Annotated in this window: 16 protein-coding genes; all 16 read left to right on the plus strand. The window is 72.8% G+C overall.

Translation table 11 applies throughout. The features are described from left to right. Positions 1-109: 109 nt before the first annotated feature. On the plus strand, positions 110-388 hold the full coding sequence (locus ACZ7L7_RS33000; RefSeq protein ID WP_285514303.1) for a hypothetical protein: 279 nt from the start codon (positions 110-112) through the stop codon (positions 386-388). Positions 389-749: 361 nt separating this feature from the next. Continuing rightward, on the plus strand, positions 750-1,271 hold the full coding sequence (locus ACZ7L7_RS33005; RefSeq protein WP_285514302.1) for a DUF2617 family protein: 522 nt from the start codon (positions 750-752) through the stop codon (positions 1,269-1,271). A gap of 79 nt (positions 1,272-1,350) precedes the next feature. After that, positions 1,351-2,994 (plus strand): polyamine aminopropyltransferase, encoded by a 1,644-nt coding sequence (locus ACZ7L7_RS33010; RefSeq protein ID WP_285514301.1) that lies wholly within the window; start codon positions 1,351-1,353, stop codon positions 2,992-2,994. A 77-nt stretch (positions 2,995-3,071) separates the two neighbouring features. After that, the gene (locus ACZ7L7_RS33015; protein ID WP_471592689.1) at positions 3,072-3,980 is read left to right on the plus strand and encodes an SRPBCC domain-containing protein; all 909 of its coding nucleotides are present in this window, start codon (positions 3,072-3,074) and stop codon (positions 3,978-3,980) included. Between the two features lie 31 nt (positions 3,981-4,011). After that, positions 4,012-4,800 carry an aldose epimerase family protein gene (locus ACZ7L7_RS33020; protein ID WP_285514299.1) on the plus strand — a complete coding sequence of 263 codons (789 nt, stop codon included), beginning with the start codon at positions 4,012-4,014 and terminating at the stop codon, positions 4,798-4,800. A 10-nt stretch (positions 4,801-4,810) separates the two neighbouring features. Further along, complete coding sequence (pyrE, locus tag ACZ7L7_RS33025; protein WP_285514298.1) at positions 4,811-5,359, plus strand: orotate phosphoribosyltransferase; 549 nt, start codon at positions 4,811-4,813, stop codon at positions 5,357-5,359. Positions 5,360-5,528: 169 nt separating this feature from the next. After that, positions 5,529-6,551 carry a class II fructose-bisphosphate aldolase gene (gene fbaA / locus ACZ7L7_RS33030; protein ID WP_453600373.1) on the plus strand — a complete coding sequence of 341 codons (1,023 nt, stop codon included), beginning with the start codon at positions 5,529-5,531 and terminating at the stop codon, positions 6,549-6,551. A 67-nt stretch (positions 6,552-6,618) separates the two neighbouring features. Then, on the plus strand, positions 6,619-8,067 hold the full coding sequence (locus tag ACZ7L7_RS33035; protein ID WP_472077821.1) for an MFS transporter: 1,449 nt from the start codon (positions 6,619-6,621) through the stop codon (positions 8,065-8,067). A 21-nt stretch (positions 8,068-8,088) separates the two neighbouring features. Next, positions 8,089-8,502, plus strand: coding sequence for a DUF3151 domain-containing protein (locus tag ACZ7L7_RS33040; protein WP_472077822.1), 414 nt, complete (start codon positions 8,089-8,091; stop codon positions 8,500-8,502). 155 nt (positions 8,503-8,657) lie between these two features. Then, positions 8,658-9,497 carry a tryptophan 2,3-dioxygenase family protein gene (locus ACZ7L7_RS33045; RefSeq protein ID WP_471431058.1) on the plus strand — a complete coding sequence of 280 codons (840 nt, stop codon included), beginning with the start codon at positions 8,658-8,660 and terminating at the stop codon, positions 9,495-9,497. Then, complete coding sequence (gene kynU / locus ACZ7L7_RS33050; protein ID WP_472077823.1) at positions 9,490-10,674, plus strand: kynureninase; 1,185 nt, start codon at positions 9,490-9,492, stop codon at positions 10,672-10,674. Before ACZ7L7_RS33045 ends, kynU begins: the two co-directional genes overlap by 8 nt. Positions 10,675-10,825: 151 nt before the next feature. Then, the gene (locus tag ACZ7L7_RS33055; protein ID WP_285514293.1) at positions 10,826-11,686 is read left to right on the plus strand and encodes an alpha/beta hydrolase; all 861 of its coding nucleotides are present in this window, start codon (positions 10,826-10,828) and stop codon (positions 11,684-11,686) included. Between the two features lie 84 nt (positions 11,687-11,770). Then, entirely contained in the window at positions 11,771-13,093 is a 1,323-nt protein-coding gene (locus ACZ7L7_RS33060; protein ID WP_285514292.1) for a sensor histidine kinase, read from the plus strand. Next, a complete protein-coding gene (locus ACZ7L7_RS33065; RefSeq protein ID WP_093723122.1) occupies positions 13,090-13,755 on the plus strand; it encodes a response regulator in 666 nt (221 codons plus the stop codon). Before ACZ7L7_RS33060 ends, ACZ7L7_RS33065 begins: the two co-directional genes overlap by 4 nt. 22 nt (positions 13,756-13,777) lie before the next feature. Next, positions 13,778-14,215, plus strand: coding sequence for a VOC family protein (locus ACZ7L7_RS33070; RefSeq protein WP_285514291.1), 438 nt, complete (start codon positions 13,778-13,780; stop codon positions 14,213-14,215). A 74-nt stretch (positions 14,216-14,289) separates the two neighbouring features. Next, complete coding sequence (locus tag ACZ7L7_RS33075; RefSeq protein WP_285514290.1) at positions 14,290-15,492, plus strand: cytochrome P450; 1,203 nt, start codon at positions 14,290-14,292, stop codon at positions 15,490-15,492. The last annotated feature ends 36 nt before the right edge of the window (positions 15,493-15,528 follow it).

Genomic DNA, 15,528 nt, shown 5'->3' on the forward strand with positions numbered 1-15,528 from the left:
CTCTGCTTTGGGCCGTGAGCGGCGGGGGCATCCCCCGTTCACGCGGCGGCGAGGCGCCCACGGGGGGTCGCTTCGGGGGAGCCGCGGGAGATGAAAGGAGGGTGGCGCCATGACTGTCGGCATCATCCTGATCGTTGGGTTCGCGGGAATCGTCACGCTGGGGCTCCTGGCCGCCGGACGGCGGAGCGGGGGGCCGGTGCGCGGTGCGCGGCGTAGCGGTGGCCGGGGCAGCTACAGCCGGCACGACAGCACCGACACCAGCAGCGGCAGCTGGTGGGCCGGCGGGGGAGACAGCGGTGGCGGGTCCTCCTGCGGCGGCGGCAGCTCCTGCGGCAGCAGCAGCTCCTGCGGGGGCGGCGGTGGCGGATGCGGCGGCGGAGGCAGCTGACACGGGGCAGCTGAGCTCCATGACGGGGGAACCGTATCCGGACAGCGGGGCCCGCCCACGGGGGGCGGGTCCCGCTGTTCTGTGTTCGTGCTCCGGCGTACGCCCGGACGACACGGCGCACACCGTGGTTGAACAGTTGAGCTGTGGAGCCCCCCGAGGGATGGAAACCCTCCGAAGTTGGGTAAAAACGCTGTGGCGGCGCCACTGTTCATGATTCCCTCTAAAACACCAACGCAGCCCCTCGGACGTCCCGCGGCCATCCCCACTGACCTCGCCGACTGGGCTGACGGGCCGATCTCCCGGTGTCGACCGGTGCGCCGGACCCAACCTCCCTTTCTTTGCGTGCTTGCGGAGCCGATCCATGCTCACGACCCTGAACACCTCCTACACCGACACGCGCGCGGCCGATCTCGCCTGGGCGCTGGGGCGTGAACCGCTCCCCGCACTGGCCACGCTCGACCTCGAACTGTCCGGGGCGAAGCTCCAGTTGAGACTGCTCGGCGCGTCCCACCAGGTGCTCCTGGAGGAGGACCGGGGTGACTGCTCGGAGACCGTGGCATGCATCCCGGGCAGCAGCACCCCCCTCCCGCTGGGCGTCGCCAAGCGCGTCGGGGACTGGGAGTACGAGTTCGCCGCCCGCGTCGAGGTACTGGCACCCGGTCAGTTCGCGGGCCGCGCCCAGGAGTTGCTCGCCCTGGTCGCCGACCACCCGCACGGCCTGGCCGGAGTCTTCCCCGGCAGCCCGCACGCCTTCACCGCGATGCTCGCGCACCGCCACGAGGGCCAGTTGCACTGGCGCACCTGGCACGCCTACCCGCAGGACGGCCAGTTGGTGGCCACCCGCACTCGGGTCGGGGTGCGCGTACCGGTCGGCGCGTGCTGAACCCGTCAGGCGTTTGACGGCCGTAGGTCCACACGTGTGGGTGACGAAGCGTGTCGGTCCCGTAACGTAACGTCGCAGGGTGATTGAACCGCACGCGCCCGCCCCGCCCGGCCCCCCGGCACCCTGGGGCGGCCCGGCGCGGCTGCCCGTCCGGCCCGGGACGGGGCGTTTCCTGGTCCTCGCGTGCGTCTTCGTCTGCGCCGCCTGCGGACTGGTCTACGAACTCGAACTCGTCGCCCTCGCCTCCTACTTGATCGGCGACTCGGTCACCCAGGCGTCCGTCGTGCTGTCCGTCATGGTGTTCGCCATGGGCCTCGGCTCGCTCGTCGCCAAACGCCTGCGCTGGCACGCCGCCGCCGGCTTCGGCGCGATCGAGGCGGTCCTCGCCCTGATCGGCGGCCACAGCGCGCTCGCCCTGTACGGCGCGTTCGCCTGGACCGGCGACTGGGGCGGACTGTGGGGCGAGGGCCCGCGGGTCCTGCTGGTCGCCTTCTCGCTCGCCATCGGACTGCTGATCGGCGCCGAAGTGCCGCTGCTGATGGAGCTGATCCAGCGCATCCGCCGCCAGGACGCGGGCGGCGCGGTCGCCGACCTGTTCGCCGCGGACTACGTCGGCGCCCTCGTCGGCGGCCTCGCCTTCCCCTTCCTGCTGCTGCCCCTGCTCGGCCAGTTGACCGGCGCGCTCATCACCGGCGCCGTCAACGCGATCGCCGGCGCCGCCCTGGTGCTCGGCCTGTTCGGCCGCGATCTGACCCGGCGTGGCCGCCTGCTGCTGATCGCCGCCAACGTCACCGTCCTCGGCCTGCTCGCCACCGCCGCCGTCCACGTCGACGACTTCGAACGGGCCGCCCGGCGCGCGGTGTACGGCGCCGACGTCCGCGTCGCGGTCCAGACCGACGTCCAGGAACTCGTCCTCACCGGCGGCACCGACGGCCACCCCGTCGAGCTCTACCTCGACGGCCGCCTGCGGGTCAGCGGGCGCGACGAGCACCGCTACCACGAGGCCCTGGTCCACCCCGCGATGAACGGCCCGCACCGCCGCGTCCTGATCCTCGGCGGCGGCGACGGCCTCGCCGTCCGCGAGGTGCTGCGCCACCCGGGCGTACGGCGCGTGGACGTCGTCGAACTCGACGCCGAGGTGGTCCGCCTGGCCCGCGAGGACCCGGCGCTGGCCGCCCTCAACGGCCACGCCTACGACGACCCGCGCGTCCATGTCGTCATCGCCGACGCCTTCGGCCACCTGCGCACCTCGCCCCCGGCCCGCTACGACGTCGTGGTCTCCGACCTCCCCGACCCCGGCATCACGGCGAGCACCAAGCTCTACTCGCAGGAGTTCTACGGACTGGTCCGCCGGGCGCTGACCGACGACGGCCGCCTGGTGGTGCACGCCGGGCCGGTGACCGGCCGCCCCCGCGTCTTCTGGACGGTGGACGCCACCCTCCGCTCGGCGGGCCTGCGCACGGCCCCGTACCGGGTGGCGGGCCGCGCCCCCGGCTTCGCGGCGGGCCCGGACCGTTCCTCCGCCCGTCGCGCGGACGCCCCGCACGACTGGGGCCTCGTCCTCGCCACCGCCTCCGGACCCGGACCCCGGCTCGCCCTGTCCCCGGCGGGCCCGCGCCTGCTCACCCTCACCGACGCCCGCCTGCTGGAGGACGCCCGGGCGGCGGAGCGGGTACGCCGTGCCGGACTCCCGGCGTCGACCCTCGTGCATCCGCGGTACTGAGCCGCTGACCCGGACGTGCCGGGAGATTACGCCGACGGGGGGTGCGGCGGCGGCCCCCGTGGGTAGGCTCCGCTGACATGGAGCTTGAGGTGTTCGTTCCGACGGCCGCGGCCCGGGTGCGGGAGGCGTTGTCCGACCCCGAGCGGGTGGCCCGCGCGCTCCCCGGCTTCCAGCGGGACGCCGGAGCCGACGATCCCACCAGCGGCCGCCTGAAGGTACGGGTGGGCGGTCACACGATCACCTACCGGGGCGCCCTGCGCGTCGCGGAGCGCGAGGACGGCGCGTACACGGTGGAGGGCGAGGCCGCGGAGGCCCGCGGCACCGGCACGGTGAAGCTGTCCCTGACGCTCACCCTGGCCGACGCGGACGACGACGGTACGCGCGTCACCGTCGAGGGCAGCGCGACAGCGGACGGCCGTATCGCCCAACTCCCCACCGAGCAGGTGAACTCGGCGCTGACCAGGCTCGTGAACCGTATCGCCGAGAACCTGGGAGCGACGGAGGCGGCTGCCCAGACACCCGAGGCTCCTCAGACACCCGAGGGTCCCCAGACACCCGAGGGTCCCCAGACACCCGAGGGTCCCCAGACACCCGAGGGTCCCCAGCAGCCCGAGGCACCGGAAGCCGCCCCGGAAGCCCCAAAGGATCCCCCGAAGTCGGCAGCCGCCGACGCCGAGGACCCCCCACAGGGGCCACCCGCACCCGACAACGAAAGCAGCACAGGCGGTGCCGGTGGGAACACAACCGAGGCCCAAGGCGCGGCCGAGGCCGAGCAGCCACCCCCCGAAGCCGCGCACGCGCGCCGCACGATGATCGGCCGCAGCGCCGAAGAGGTCGACCACGCCCCGCCCCGCGGCCGCTACGCCCCGGTCCCGGCCCCGCCGGTCACCGCCCCCGCGCACACCCTCCGCTGGGCCGCCCCCGCCGCCGCCCTCGCCGTGGCCTCCGCGATCGTCGTCGGCCGGGTCCTGCGCAGGCGCCGCTGACCGCACCGGTCAACCCCGCTAGGGTCGTGGCGTGAGTAACGAAGACATCACGCTGACCGCGGGCGACGCGGAGGTGACCGTACAGCCGGGCAACGGCGGCCGGATCGGCGGACTGAAGGTCGCGGGCACCCAACTCCTGCGCCAGGGCGAGCGGTTCGGCTGCTTCCCGATGGTCCCCTGGTGCGGACGGATCCGGGACGGACGGTTCCGCGACGGCGCCGCCGTCCGCCAGATGCCGCTGAACTCCCCGCCGCACGCCATCCACGGCACCGCGCGCGACGGCGCCTGGCGCACCGCCCGCACCGGCGCGGACGAGGCGGTGATCACGTACGACCTGGTGGACCCCTGGCCGCACAGCGGGCGGGTCACCCAGGTCGTCGCGCTGACCGACAGCTCGCTGACGCTGACGATGGCGGTGGAGACGTACGAGGACTCCTTCCCGGCGCAGATCGGCTGGCACCCCTGGTTCCACCGCACCCTCGGCGGCAAGGCCGTCGAGCTGGACTTCACCCCCGCCTGGCAGGAGGAGCGCGGGGACGACCACCTCCCCACCGGCAACCGCCTCGACCCCAAGCCGGGCCCCTGGGACGACTGCTTCGGCATGCCGGACGGTGCCGACGTCACCCTGACCTGGCCGGGGCAACTCACCCTGAAGGTCACCAGCCCCGAGCAGTGGGTCGTCGTCTACGACGAGCAGGACGAGGCCGTCTGCGTGGAGCCGCAGACCGGCCCGCCCAACGGCCTGAACACGCATCCGCGCCTGGTCACCCCGCTGGAGCCGCTGGAGGCCACGACCACCTGGAGCTGGACCCGCCTCTAAGCTGTTCGGCATGACGGACGTTCGCGGCACGCTGCTGCAGCAGATCAAGGACAAGGCCGTGGTGCACGGCAAGGTGACCCTGTCGTCGGGTCTTGAGGCCGACTACTACGTCGACCTGCGGCGCATCACGCTGGACGGCGAGGCCGCGCCGCTGGTCGGTCAGGTGCTCCTGGACCTCACCGCCGACCTGGAGTTCGACGCGGTCGGCGGGCTGACCATGGGCGCCGACCCGGTCGCCGCCGCCATGCTGCACGCCGCCGCGGCCCGCGGCCGGAAGCTGGACGCCTTCGTGGTCCGCAAGGCCGCCAAGGCGCACGGCCTGCAGCGCCGCGTCGAGGGCCCGGACATCGCCGGCCGCCGGGTGCTCGTGGTCGAGGACACCTCCACCACCGGTGGTTCCCCGCTCACCGCCGTCGAGGCCGTCCGCGAGGCCGGCGCCGAGGTCGTGGCCGTGGCGACCATCGTGGACCGGGCGACCGGGGCCGCCGAGAAGATCGAAGCGGGCGCGGGCGTGCCCTACCGCTTCGCGTACGCCAAGGACGAGCTGGGCCTGGACTGAGCCCGGCCGGACCGGACGGGCCGGGCCCGTGACCGTCGGCTGAGACGACTCTCGGAGCATCCCGTTTCGTCTGGAAAGATGGCCCCGACGACGATGAGGTCGTTCTCCCAGGTCTAGGTCAGGGCCGTTACACGCAGAACGCAACCCGCACATCACAAGGAGCGGACAGATGCCCATCGCAACCCCCGAGGTCTACAACGAGATGCTCGACCGGGCGAAGGCAGGCAAGTTCGCCTACCCGGCCATCAACGTGACCTCCTCCCAGACGCTGCACGCCGCGCTGCGCGGCTTCGCGGAGGCCGAGAGCGACGGCATCGTCCAGATCTCCACCGGTGGCGCGGAGTTCCTCGGCGGCCAGTACAGCAAGGACATGGTCACCGGCGCCGTCGCCCTGGCCGAGTTCGCGCACATCGTCGCCGAGAAGTACGACGTCAACATCGCGCTGCACACCGACCACTGTCCGAAGGACAAGCTGGACGGCTACGTACGCCCGCTGATCGCGGTCTCCGAGGAGCGCGTGAAGGCCGGCCGCAACCCGCTGTTCCAGTCGCACATGTGGGACGGCTCCGCCGAGACCCTCGCCGACAACCTGGCCATCGCGCAGGAGCTGCTCCCGCGCGCCGCCGCCGCCAAGATCATCCTTGAGGTGGAGATCACCCCGACCGGCGGCGAGGAGGACGGTGTCAGCCACGAGATCAACGACGAGCTGTACACGACCGTCGAGGACGCGCTGCGCACCGCCGAGGCGCTCGGCCTGGGTGAGAAGGGCCGCTACCTGCTGGCCGCCTCCTTCGGCAACGTGCACGGCGTGTACAAGCCGGGCAACGTCGTCCTGCGTCCGGAGCTGCTGAAGGACCTCCAGCAGGGCGTGGGCGAGAAGTACGGCAAGCCCAACCCGTTCGACTTCGTCTTCCACGGCGGCTCCGGCTCCACCCCGGAGGAGATCGCCACCGCGCTGGAGAACGGCGTCGTGAAGATGAACCTGGACACGGACACCCAGTACGCCTTCACCCGTCCGGTCGCCGCGCACATGTTCCAGAACTACGACGGCGTCCTGAAGGTCGACGGCGAGGTCGGCAACAAGAAGACCTACGACCCGCGCACCTGGGGCAAGCTGGCCGAGGCGGGCATGGCCGCGCGCGTCGTCGAGGCCTGCAACAACCTGCGCTCCACGGGCACGAAGATCAAGTAGTTCCCGCGCGCGATCCACCGAGCCCGGTGCCCTGCTTCGGCGCCGGGCTCGCTGTATACCTGGGAGCATGCCCGACGTACGGCTGGCCGCGCCGCAGGGCCGCTGGATCCTGCTGACCACGATCCTCGGTTCCAGCATGGCGCTGCTGGACTCGACCGTCGTCAACGTCGCCCTGCCGCGCATCGGCACCGACCTCGACGCGAACCTGTCCGCGCTGCAGTGGACGGTCAACGCGTACATGCTCACGCTGGCCGGGCTGATCCTGCTCGGCGGCTCCCTGGGCGACCGCTACGGCCGCCGCCGGATCTTCGTCGTCGGCGTGCTGTGGTTCGCCGCCGCCTCGCTGCTGTGCGGGCTCGCCCCGAACGCCCAGATCCTGATCGCCGCGCGTGCCCTGCAAGGGGTCGGCGGGGCGCTGCTGACCCCCGGCTCGCTCGCCCTCATCCAGGCGTCCTTCCACCCCGACGACCGCAGCCGCGCGGTGGGCCTGTGGTCCGGCTTCGGCGGCATCGGGGCGGCGGTGGGGCCGTTCCTGGGCGGCTGGCTGGTGGACGGGCCCGGCTGGCGGTGGGTGTTCTGGCTGAACGTGCCGCTGGCCCTGCTGTGCGTGCCCATCGCCCTGCGCCATGTCCCCGAGTCCCGGGACAGCGCCGCGCACGACCGTTTCGACGTGCTCGGCGCGGCCCTCGGCGCCCTCGCGCTGGCCCTGGTGACGTACGCGCTGATCGAGGCGGACTGGATCACCGCCGCCGTGGGCGTGGTCCTCGGGGTGGCCTTCGTGTACGTCGAGAAGCGGCGGCCCGATCCGATGATGCCGCCGGACATCTTCGCCTCCCGCCAGTTCACCGCCGTCAACCTGGTCACCCTGTGCGTGTACGCGGCCCTCGGCGGGTTCTTCTTCCTCGCGGTGATCCAGTTGCAGGTGGTCTCCGGCTACTCGGCCCTCGCCGCCGGTACGGCCCTGCTCCCGGCGACCGTGCTGATGCTGCTGCTCTCGGCCCGGTCCGGGGCCCTGGCGGACAGGATCGGCCCCCGCATCCCGCTCACGGTGGGCCCGCTGGTGAGCGCGGCCGGGCTGCTGCTGATGCTGCGGGTCGGCCCGGACGCCTCCTACCTGGCCGACGTCCTGCCCGCCGTCCTGGTCTTCGGGTGCGGCCTGGTCACCCTGGTGGCCCCGCTGACCGCCACCGTGCTGGCCTCGGTGAGTGTCGCGCGGGCGGGCCTGGCCAGCGGCATCAACAACGCGGCGGCCCGGGCGGCGGGCCTGGTCGCGGTGGCCGCGCTGCCCCTGCTGACGGGGATGGGCGAGGAGGCCTACCGCTCCCCGGACGCCTTCGACACCGCCTTCGACCAGGCCATGCTGTGGTGCGCGGGCGCGCTGGTCGCGGGCGCCGCCCTGGCCTTCGCGACGGTACGCAAGCCCCCGCCGGACTGCCGGCACCCCGAATGCCTGCACCACGCCTCCATCACGGCACCCCCACTGGAGGGGGAGCGGGCCAAGCGGCGCATCGAATAGCGGATGGACCAGACTGAACCCATGACGATTCACGAGAACCTCCTCGGGGGACCGCCCCCGACCCACCTCCCCAACGACCCGGAGCCGCGTGAGCTCCTGGCGTCCGGTACGGCGCCCGCCGATGTCGCCGCGAAGTACCCGACCTCCTCGCTGGCCTGGGCCCAGCTGGCCGACGAGGCGTTCGAGCGGGGCAGCGTCGTGGAGTCGTACGCCTACGCCCGTACCGGCTACCACCGCGGCTTGGACGCGCTGCGCCGCAACGGCTGGAAGGGCCACGGCCCGGTGCCCTGGGAGCACGAGCCCAACCGCGGCTTCCTGCGCGCCCTGCACGCCCTGGCCCGCGCCGCGGGCACGATCGGCGAGCAGGAGGAGTACGAGCGCTGCACCCAGTTCCTGAAGGACTCCTCGCCGACGGCCGCGCAGACCCTGGGCTAGCCCTGGGACATTCCTTGAGTGCGGGTCCGGCTGTGATCCAGTCGGGCCTTGCACTTTGCCGGTGGTACCCCGGAGGATTCGGGTGGGGACCGGGGCCCCCGTGTCGGTAACGGCAGGGGCGGACCGCTACCCGGAGTACACAACAGGAGACAGCGATGTCCCACGAGGCTCACGAAACCCAGGAGCCCGAGACCCCGCATCTCGACTTCGCCGGCACGACGCCGTACGAGGACTACGTCAAGGCCGACGTGCTCACCCACCTCCAGCACACCCTCTCCGACGACCCCGGAGAGATGGTCTTCCTGGTCACCACCCAGGTTATGGAGCTGTGGTTCACCGTCGTCGTGCACGAGTGGGAGACGGCCGCGCACGCGCTGCGCGAGGACCGGGTGCCGGTCGCGATCGACGCGCTCAAGCGCTCGGTGCGGGAGCTGGAGGCGCTCAACGCCTCCTGGAAGCCGCTCGGCCAGCTCACCCCCGCCCAGTTCAACTCCTACCGCAGCGCCCTCGGCGAGGGCTCCGGCTTCCAGTCGGCGATGTACCGGCGGATGGAGTTCCTGCTCGGCGAGAAGTCCGCGTCCATGCTCGTCCCGCACCGCGGCGCGCCCCGCGTCCACGCGGAGCTGGAGAAGGCGCTGCACGAGCCGAGCCTGTACGACGAGGTGCTGCGCTTCATGGCCCGGCGCGGGCACGCGATACCCGCCTCCGTGCTGAAGCGTGACGTCTCCCAGCGCTACGAGCCCTCCGACGCGGTCGAGGCCGCCTGGGCCGCCGTCTACTCCGGCGATCCCGGGGACGAACTCGCCCGCCTGGGCGAGGCGCTGACGGACGTGGCGGAGCTGGTGTGGCGCTGGCGCAACGACCATCTGGTCGCCACCCGGCGCGCGATGGGCGCCAAGCCCGGCACCGGCGGCTCGGCCGGAGTGGCCTGGCTGGAGAAGAGGGCCCGCAAGAACGTCTTCCCCGAGCTGTGGACGGCGAGGTCCCATGTCTGACCTCACGGCCCGGGCGAAGGAGCTGGACGCGGCGGACGAACTCGCCGCCAAGCGCGCCGAGTTCGTCCTCGACGACGTCGTCTACCTCGACGGCAACTCCCTCGGCGCGCTCCCGGTGAACGTGCCGGACCGGGTCGCGGACGTGGTCGGGCGCCAGTGGGGCGCCCTGCGCATCCGGTCCTGGGAGGAGAGCGGCTGGTGGACCGCCCCGGAGCGGATCGGCGACCGCATCGCCCCGCTGGTCGGGGCGGCGCCGGGGCAGATCGTCGTCGGCGACTCGACCAGCGTGAACGTCTTCAAGGCACTGGTCGCCGCGGTGCGGATGGCGGGCGAGGGGCGCGACGAGATCGTCGTGGACGCCACCACCTTCCCGACCGACGGCTACATCGCCGAGTCGGCCGCCCGGATGACCGGCTGCCGGCTGCGTCCGGTGGTGCCGTCCGAGGTGGCGTCGGTGCTCGGCGACCGCACGGCCGCCGTGCTGCTCAACCACGTCGACTACCGCACCGGGCGCCTGCACGACCTGCCGGCGCTCACGGCGGCGGTGCACGCGGCGGGCGCGTACGTCGTCTGGGACCTGTGCCACAGCGCGGGCGCGCTGCCGGTCGGCCTGGACGAGCACGGCGTGGACCTGGCGGTCGGCTGCACCTACAAGTACCTGAACGGCGGCCCGGGTTCACCGGCGTACCTGTACGTTCGCTCCGATCTGCAACCCCGCTTCGACTCCCCGCTGCCGGGCTGGAACTCCCACGCGGAGCCCTTCGGCATGCGCCCCGAGTACGAACCGGCACCGGGCGCCCCGCGCGGCCGGGTGGGCACGCCGGACATCCTCTCCATGCTCGCCCTGGAGGCGGCACTTGAGGTCTGGGACGGCGTGAGCGTCGAGTCGGTGCGGGCCAAGTCCCTCGCGCTGACGGACTTCTTCCTGGAGTGCGTCGAGCGGTACGTCCCCGAGGGCGCCGTGGAGTCCCTCACCCCGGTCGCCCACGAGGAGCGCGGCAGCCAGGTCGCGCTGCGCTGCCAGGGCGCCGACGCGGTGATGAAACGGCTGGTCGAGCGGGGTGTGGTGGGCGACTACCGGGCCCCTGACGTGCTGCGCTTCGGGTTCACCCCGCTGTACGTGGGATTCGCGGACGTGGAGCGGGCGGCACGGGTGCTGGGCGAGCTGCTGGGCTAGGGAGACGCCACGCGGTGAGGGGTGACGGGCGTACAGAACCGTTACCCCTCACCCAGCGTCACATCCCCGTGTTCACGCACGTCACCGGCCTGATACGGTCCCGGCAAACACCTGGTCCGCCCATCCCGTTTCACCACCGAGAGGTTGGAGCATGCCGGACGACGCCGCCGCAGCCCGGGCCGCCGCAGAGGAGCAGTCGGCCTTCTCTCATCCGCCCGTCGACCCGGACGCCACCGCCGCGTACGGTGACCACCCCGACCAGGTGATCGACTTCTACGCCCCGCGCACCGACACCCCCCTCGCCCCCCTGGTGGTCGTCCTGCACGGCGGCGCCTGGCGCGCCCCCTACGACCGCCGCCACATCAGCCCGTTCGCCGACTTCCTGGCCCGCCGGGGCTTCGCCGTGGCCAGCGTGGAGTACCGCAAGGGCGCGGAGGGCGCGGCCGAGACCGCCGGCCGCTGGCCGGAGACCTTCGACGACGTCGCCGCCGCCCTGGACGCCCTCCCGGCCCTTGTCCGCGAGCACCTGGTACAGGCGGACCCCCGCCGGACGGTCGTCACCGGGCACTCCGCGGGCGGCCACCTCGCCCTGTGGGCCGCCGCCCGCCACCTCCTGCCCGCCGACGCGCCCTGGCGCACCGACGGCCCCCCGATGCTCCGGGGCGTCGTCGCGCTCGCCCCCATCGCCGACTTCGCGGTCGCCGACAAGCTGGACGTCTGCGCGGACGCCACCCGCCAACTCCTCGGCGGCGACGAGCACTTCGCCGAGCGCCGCCCGTACGCCGACCCCGCCCTGCTGCTGCCCACCGGCATCGCCACCACCCTCGTCCAGGGCCGCACCGACATCGACGTGCCGCAGATCGTCGCCGAGTCCTACGCGGACGCGGCGGCCAAGGCGGGTGAGGTGGTCGGGCTGACGCTGCTGGAGGACGTCGGCCACTTCCCGCTGATCGACCCGGCGGCGGACGCCTGCGCGGTGGTCGCGGAGGAGATCGCCCAGCTCGCCTGGTGACACCGTGGGCCGCCTGTAGTACTTGAGACGGACCCCGAAGGACCCTTCTCGCAGGTGACGACGGCGAGAAGGGCCTGCCCTACCGTGCTGTACGTGACCGAGACGACCTCCAAAACCCACAGCCCGGAGTACCGGCTGGCCGTGGACGCTCTGCGCGGGCTGCGGCAGGACCTGTTCCACGACGCCTTCGCCTACCGGCCGCTGCGGCGCCCGCACACCGAGCCCGAGCCCGGGTCCGGCCGGCTGCTGCCGCGCCCGATACGCGAGTACGCGGGCTTCGTCCCGCACGCCCTGATCGCCGCCACGGCCTTCCTCGCCGCTCTCGTCGGTGGTACGGACGGCAGCGGCCCGACCCTGGCGACCGCCCTGGTCTGCGCGGTCCCGGTGCTGATGACGGCGGTACGCCCGGTTGGCGCGTTCTGGCTGTCGATGGCCGCCGTGCCCGTCGTCGGGATGCTCGCCGGGGACTGGGTCCAGTGGCCGTGGGCGGCCGGAGCCTTCGTCTCCCACCTGGCGGTCCTCACCATCGTCGCGGTGCGCACCCGGCCCCGCACGGCGGCCTGGATGTGGGTGCTGACGGCGGCGTACGGGCTGGTCATGGACACCGGGTTCGGCCCGACCTACTACTACGGCACCAACACCGGCGCCATGCTCATGCTCTCCGCGCTGATCCTGCTCGCTGTCTCGGTGTGGCACATCCGCCGCGAGGCCGAGCAGGAGGTGACCGCGCAGGCCACCGAGACCGCGCAGGAACGTTCCCGTCGCACCCTGCTGGAGGAGCGCACCACCATCGCCCGCGAACTGCACGACGTGGTCGCCCACCACATGTCGGTCGTCGCCATCCAGGCCGAGGCCGCGCCCTACCGGGTGGAGAACCCGCCGGAGGAGCTGGAGCGGGCCTTCGCCACCATCCGCGAGAACGCGGTGGCCGCCCTCACCGAGCTGCGCCGGGTCCTGGGCGTCGTACGGGCGGAGGACTACGAGGCCCCGGACGCCCCGCAGCCCACGCTCGCCGACCTGGACGCGCTGCTGGCCAATGTGCGCGAGGCGGGCCTGGACGTGACCAAGACGGTGACCGGCGCGGTGCGGGAACTCCCGCAGGGCGTGGAGCTGTCGGCGTACCGGATCGTCCAGGAGGCCCTGAGCAACACCCTGCGGCACGCGCCCGGCGCGCGGGCGGGCGTGGAGGTCGGATACGTCCTCGGCGGGCTCGGGCTGCGGATCGTCAACACCGCGCCCCCGGCCCCGTCCCTGATCAAGCCCTCGCCCGGCGCGGGGCACGGGATCACGGGCATGCGGGAGCGGGTGACCATGCTGAACGGCGAGATGACGGCCGGCGCCACGGACGAGGGCGGTTACGAGGTGGCGGTGTTCCTGCCGGTGCAGCGCACGGAGGACGGGGCATGACGATCCGCGTCCTGATCGCCGACGACCAGATGATGGTCCGCGAGGGTTTCTCGGTCCTGCTCAACGCGATGCCGGATATCGAGGTCGTCGGCGAGGCGGTCAACGGCCGGGAGGCCGTCGCCAAGGTCCGCGAACTGGCCCCCGACGTGGTCCTGATGGACATCCGCATGCCCGAGCTGAACGGCATCGAGGCGACCCGCGAGATCGTGGCCGCCGACGGCACCGCGCGGGTGCTGGTGCTGACCACGTTCGACCTGGACGAGTACGTCTACCAGGCGCTGCGCGCCGGGGCCTCCGGCTTCCTGCTGAAGGACGCCTCGGCCCGTCAACTGGCGGACGGGGTCCGCGTGGTGGCCTCCGGCGAGGCGCTGCTCGCGCCCTCGGTCACACGCCGGCTGATCACCGAGTTCTCCAAGCTCACCGAGCAGCCGCGCGCCTTCTCCGGCGCCCACGCGGCCTACGGCGACCTCACCGAACGGGAGACGGAGGTCCTGGTGCTGATCGCGCAGGGCCTGTCCAACGCGGAGATCGCCGAGCGGCTGGTGGTCGCCGAGTCCACGATCAAGACCCACGTCAGCCGGATCCTGGTGAAGCTGGGGCTCAGGGACCGCACCCAGGCGGCGGTGTTCGCGTACGAGGCGCGGTTGGTGACGCCGGGCTGAGCCCTCTTTGTACGGTGGGGGGATGGAACAGCGCATCACCCTGATCACGCTGGGCGTGACCGACCTGGCCCGCGCCAAGGCCTTCTACGAGGCCCTCGGCTGGCGCGGGCAGGAGGTCCAGGAAACCGTGTTCTTCCAGGCCGGGGGCCTGGGGCTGGTGCTGTGGGACCGGGCGGAGCTGGCCCGGGACAGTGGCGTGGACCCGGCTACGGCGGGCGGCTTCGGCGGGATCGTCCTCGCGCACAACGTCCGCTCCGACGCGGAGGTGGACGAGCTGCTGGCGGCGGTGGAGCGGGCCGGGGGGACGGTCACGAAGCCCGCGGTGCCGAACGAGATCGGCTTCTACTCCGGCGCCTTCACCGACCCCGACGGCCACGTCTGGGAGGTGGCCCACAACCCCGGCTTCCCGCTGGCGGCGGACGGGACGGTCACGATCCCGGACTTCTCCGCCGGTCAGTAGCGGGACGTCGCCTGCGGCCAGCAGCGGGACGTCTCCTCTGGTCAGCAGGGGGTGCGGCGGGCTAGCGTCCGTTCATGGGAGCCTTCGATCCGTGGGACGCGGCGTTTCTCGCCGACCCCTACCCCGCCTACGCCGAGCTGCGCGCCCAGGGGCGCGTGCACTACTTCGAGCCGACGAACCAGTGGCTGGTCCCGCACCACGCCGACGTCTCGGCGCTGCTGCGCGACCGGCGCCTGGGGCGGACGTACCAGCACCGCTTCACGCACGAGGAGTTCGGCCGCACGGCCCCGCCCCCCGAGCACGAGCCGTTCCACACCCTCAACGACCACGGCATGCTCGATCTGGAGCCGCCGGACCACACCCGGATCCGGCGCCTGGTGTCGAAGGCGTTCACCCCGCGCACGGTGGAGCAGCTCCGGCCGTACGTCGAGCGGCTGGCCGGTGAGCTGGCGGACCGGCTGGTCGAGGCGGGCGGCGGGGACCTGCTCACCGACGTGGCCGAGCCGCTGCCCGTCGCGGTGATCGCCGAGATGCTGGGCATCCCGGAGGCGGACCGGGCCCCGCTGCGGCCCTGGTCGGCGGACATCTGCGGGATGTACGAGCTGAACCCCTCCGAGGACACCGCGCGGCGGGCGGTACGGGCGTCGGTGGAGTTCACCGAGTACCTGCGCGACCTGATCGCCGAGCGGCGCAAGGCACCCGGGGACGACCTGATCTCCGGTCTGATCGCGGCGCACGACGAGGGCGACCGCCTGACCGAGCAGGAGATGATCTCCACCTGCGTGCTCCTGCTGAACGCGGGCCACGAGGCGACGGTGAACTCCACGGTCAACGGCTGGTACGCCCTCTTCCGCAACCCCGCCCAGCTCGCCGCCCTGCGCGCCGACCACTCCCTGGTCCCGTCCGCGGTGGAGGAGCTGATGCGCTACGACACCCCGCTCCAGCTCTTCGAACGCTGGGTCCTGGACGACATCGAGCTCGCCGGCACGACGATCCCCCGGGGCGCGGAGATCGCCATGCTCTTCGGCTCGGCCAACCACGACCCGGAGGTCTTCGACACCCCGGAGCGGCTGGTCCTCTCCCGCCCCGAGAACCCGCACATCTCCTTCAGCGCGGGCATCCACTACTGCCTCGGCGCCCCCTTGGCCCGCATCGAGCTGTGCGCGTCGATGAAGGCCCTCCTGGACCGGGCTCCGGCCCTGTCCCTGGCCGAGGAGCCGAAGAGGAAGCCGAACTTCGTGATCCGAGGGCTGGAGGGGCTGCGGGTCACGGTGTGAGGGGGGCTCGCGTGCCCGGCGCTGCGGGTGCCGGTC

The organism is Streptomyces sp. NPDC110618 (genome assembly GCF_055657065.1).

What these genes read in the sequence shown, in the direction of transcription:
- ACZ7L7_RS33000 (WP_285514303.1), top strand. Translation starts at nt 110, where the DNA reads ATGACTGTCGGCATCATCCTGATCGTTGGGTTCGCGGGAATCGTCACG.
- kynU (WP_472077823.1), top strand. Translation starts at nt 9,490, where the DNA reads ATGTCTGACCTCACGGCCCGGGCGAAGGAGCTGGACGCGGCGGACGAA.
- fbaA (WP_453600373.1), top strand. Translation starts at nt 5,529, where the DNA reads ATGCCCATCGCAACCCCCGAGGTCTACAACGAGATGCTCGACCGGGCG.
- ACZ7L7_RS33005 (WP_285514302.1), top strand. Translation starts at nt 750, where the DNA reads ATGCTCACGACCCTGAACACCTCCTACACCGACACGCGCGCGGCCGAT.
- ACZ7L7_RS33055 (WP_285514293.1), top strand. Translation starts at nt 10,826, where the DNA reads ATGCCGGACGACGCCGCCGCAGCCCGGGCCGCCGCAGAGGAGCAGTCG.
- ACZ7L7_RS33035 (WP_472077821.1), top strand. Translation starts at nt 6,619, where the DNA reads ATGCCCGACGTACGGCTGGCCGCGCCGCAGGGCCGCTGGATCCTGCTG.
- ACZ7L7_RS33045 (WP_471431058.1), top strand. Translation starts at nt 8,658, where the DNA reads ATGTCCCACGAGGCTCACGAAACCCAGGAGCCCGAGACCCCGCATCTC.
- ACZ7L7_RS33075 (WP_285514290.1), top strand. Translation starts at nt 14,290, where the DNA reads ATGGGAGCCTTCGATCCGTGGGACGCGGCGTTTCTCGCCGACCCCTAC.
- pyrE (WP_285514298.1), top strand. Translation starts at nt 4,811, where the DNA reads ATGACGGACGTTCGCGGCACGCTGCTGCAGCAGATCAAGGACAAGGCC.
- ACZ7L7_RS33015 (WP_471592689.1), top strand. Translation starts at nt 3,072, where the DNA reads ATGGAGCTTGAGGTGTTCGTTCCGACGGCCGCGGCCCGGGTGCGGGAG.
- ACZ7L7_RS33040 (WP_472077822.1), top strand. Translation starts at nt 8,089, where the DNA reads ATGACGATTCACGAGAACCTCCTCGGGGGACCGCCCCCGACCCACCTC.
- ACZ7L7_RS33070 (WP_285514291.1), top strand. Translation starts at nt 13,778, where the DNA reads ATGGAACAGCGCATCACCCTGATCACGCTGGGCGTGACCGACCTGGCC.
- ACZ7L7_RS33065 (WP_093723122.1), top strand. Translation starts at nt 13,090, where the DNA reads ATGACGATCCGCGTCCTGATCGCCGACGACCAGATGATGGTCCGCGAG.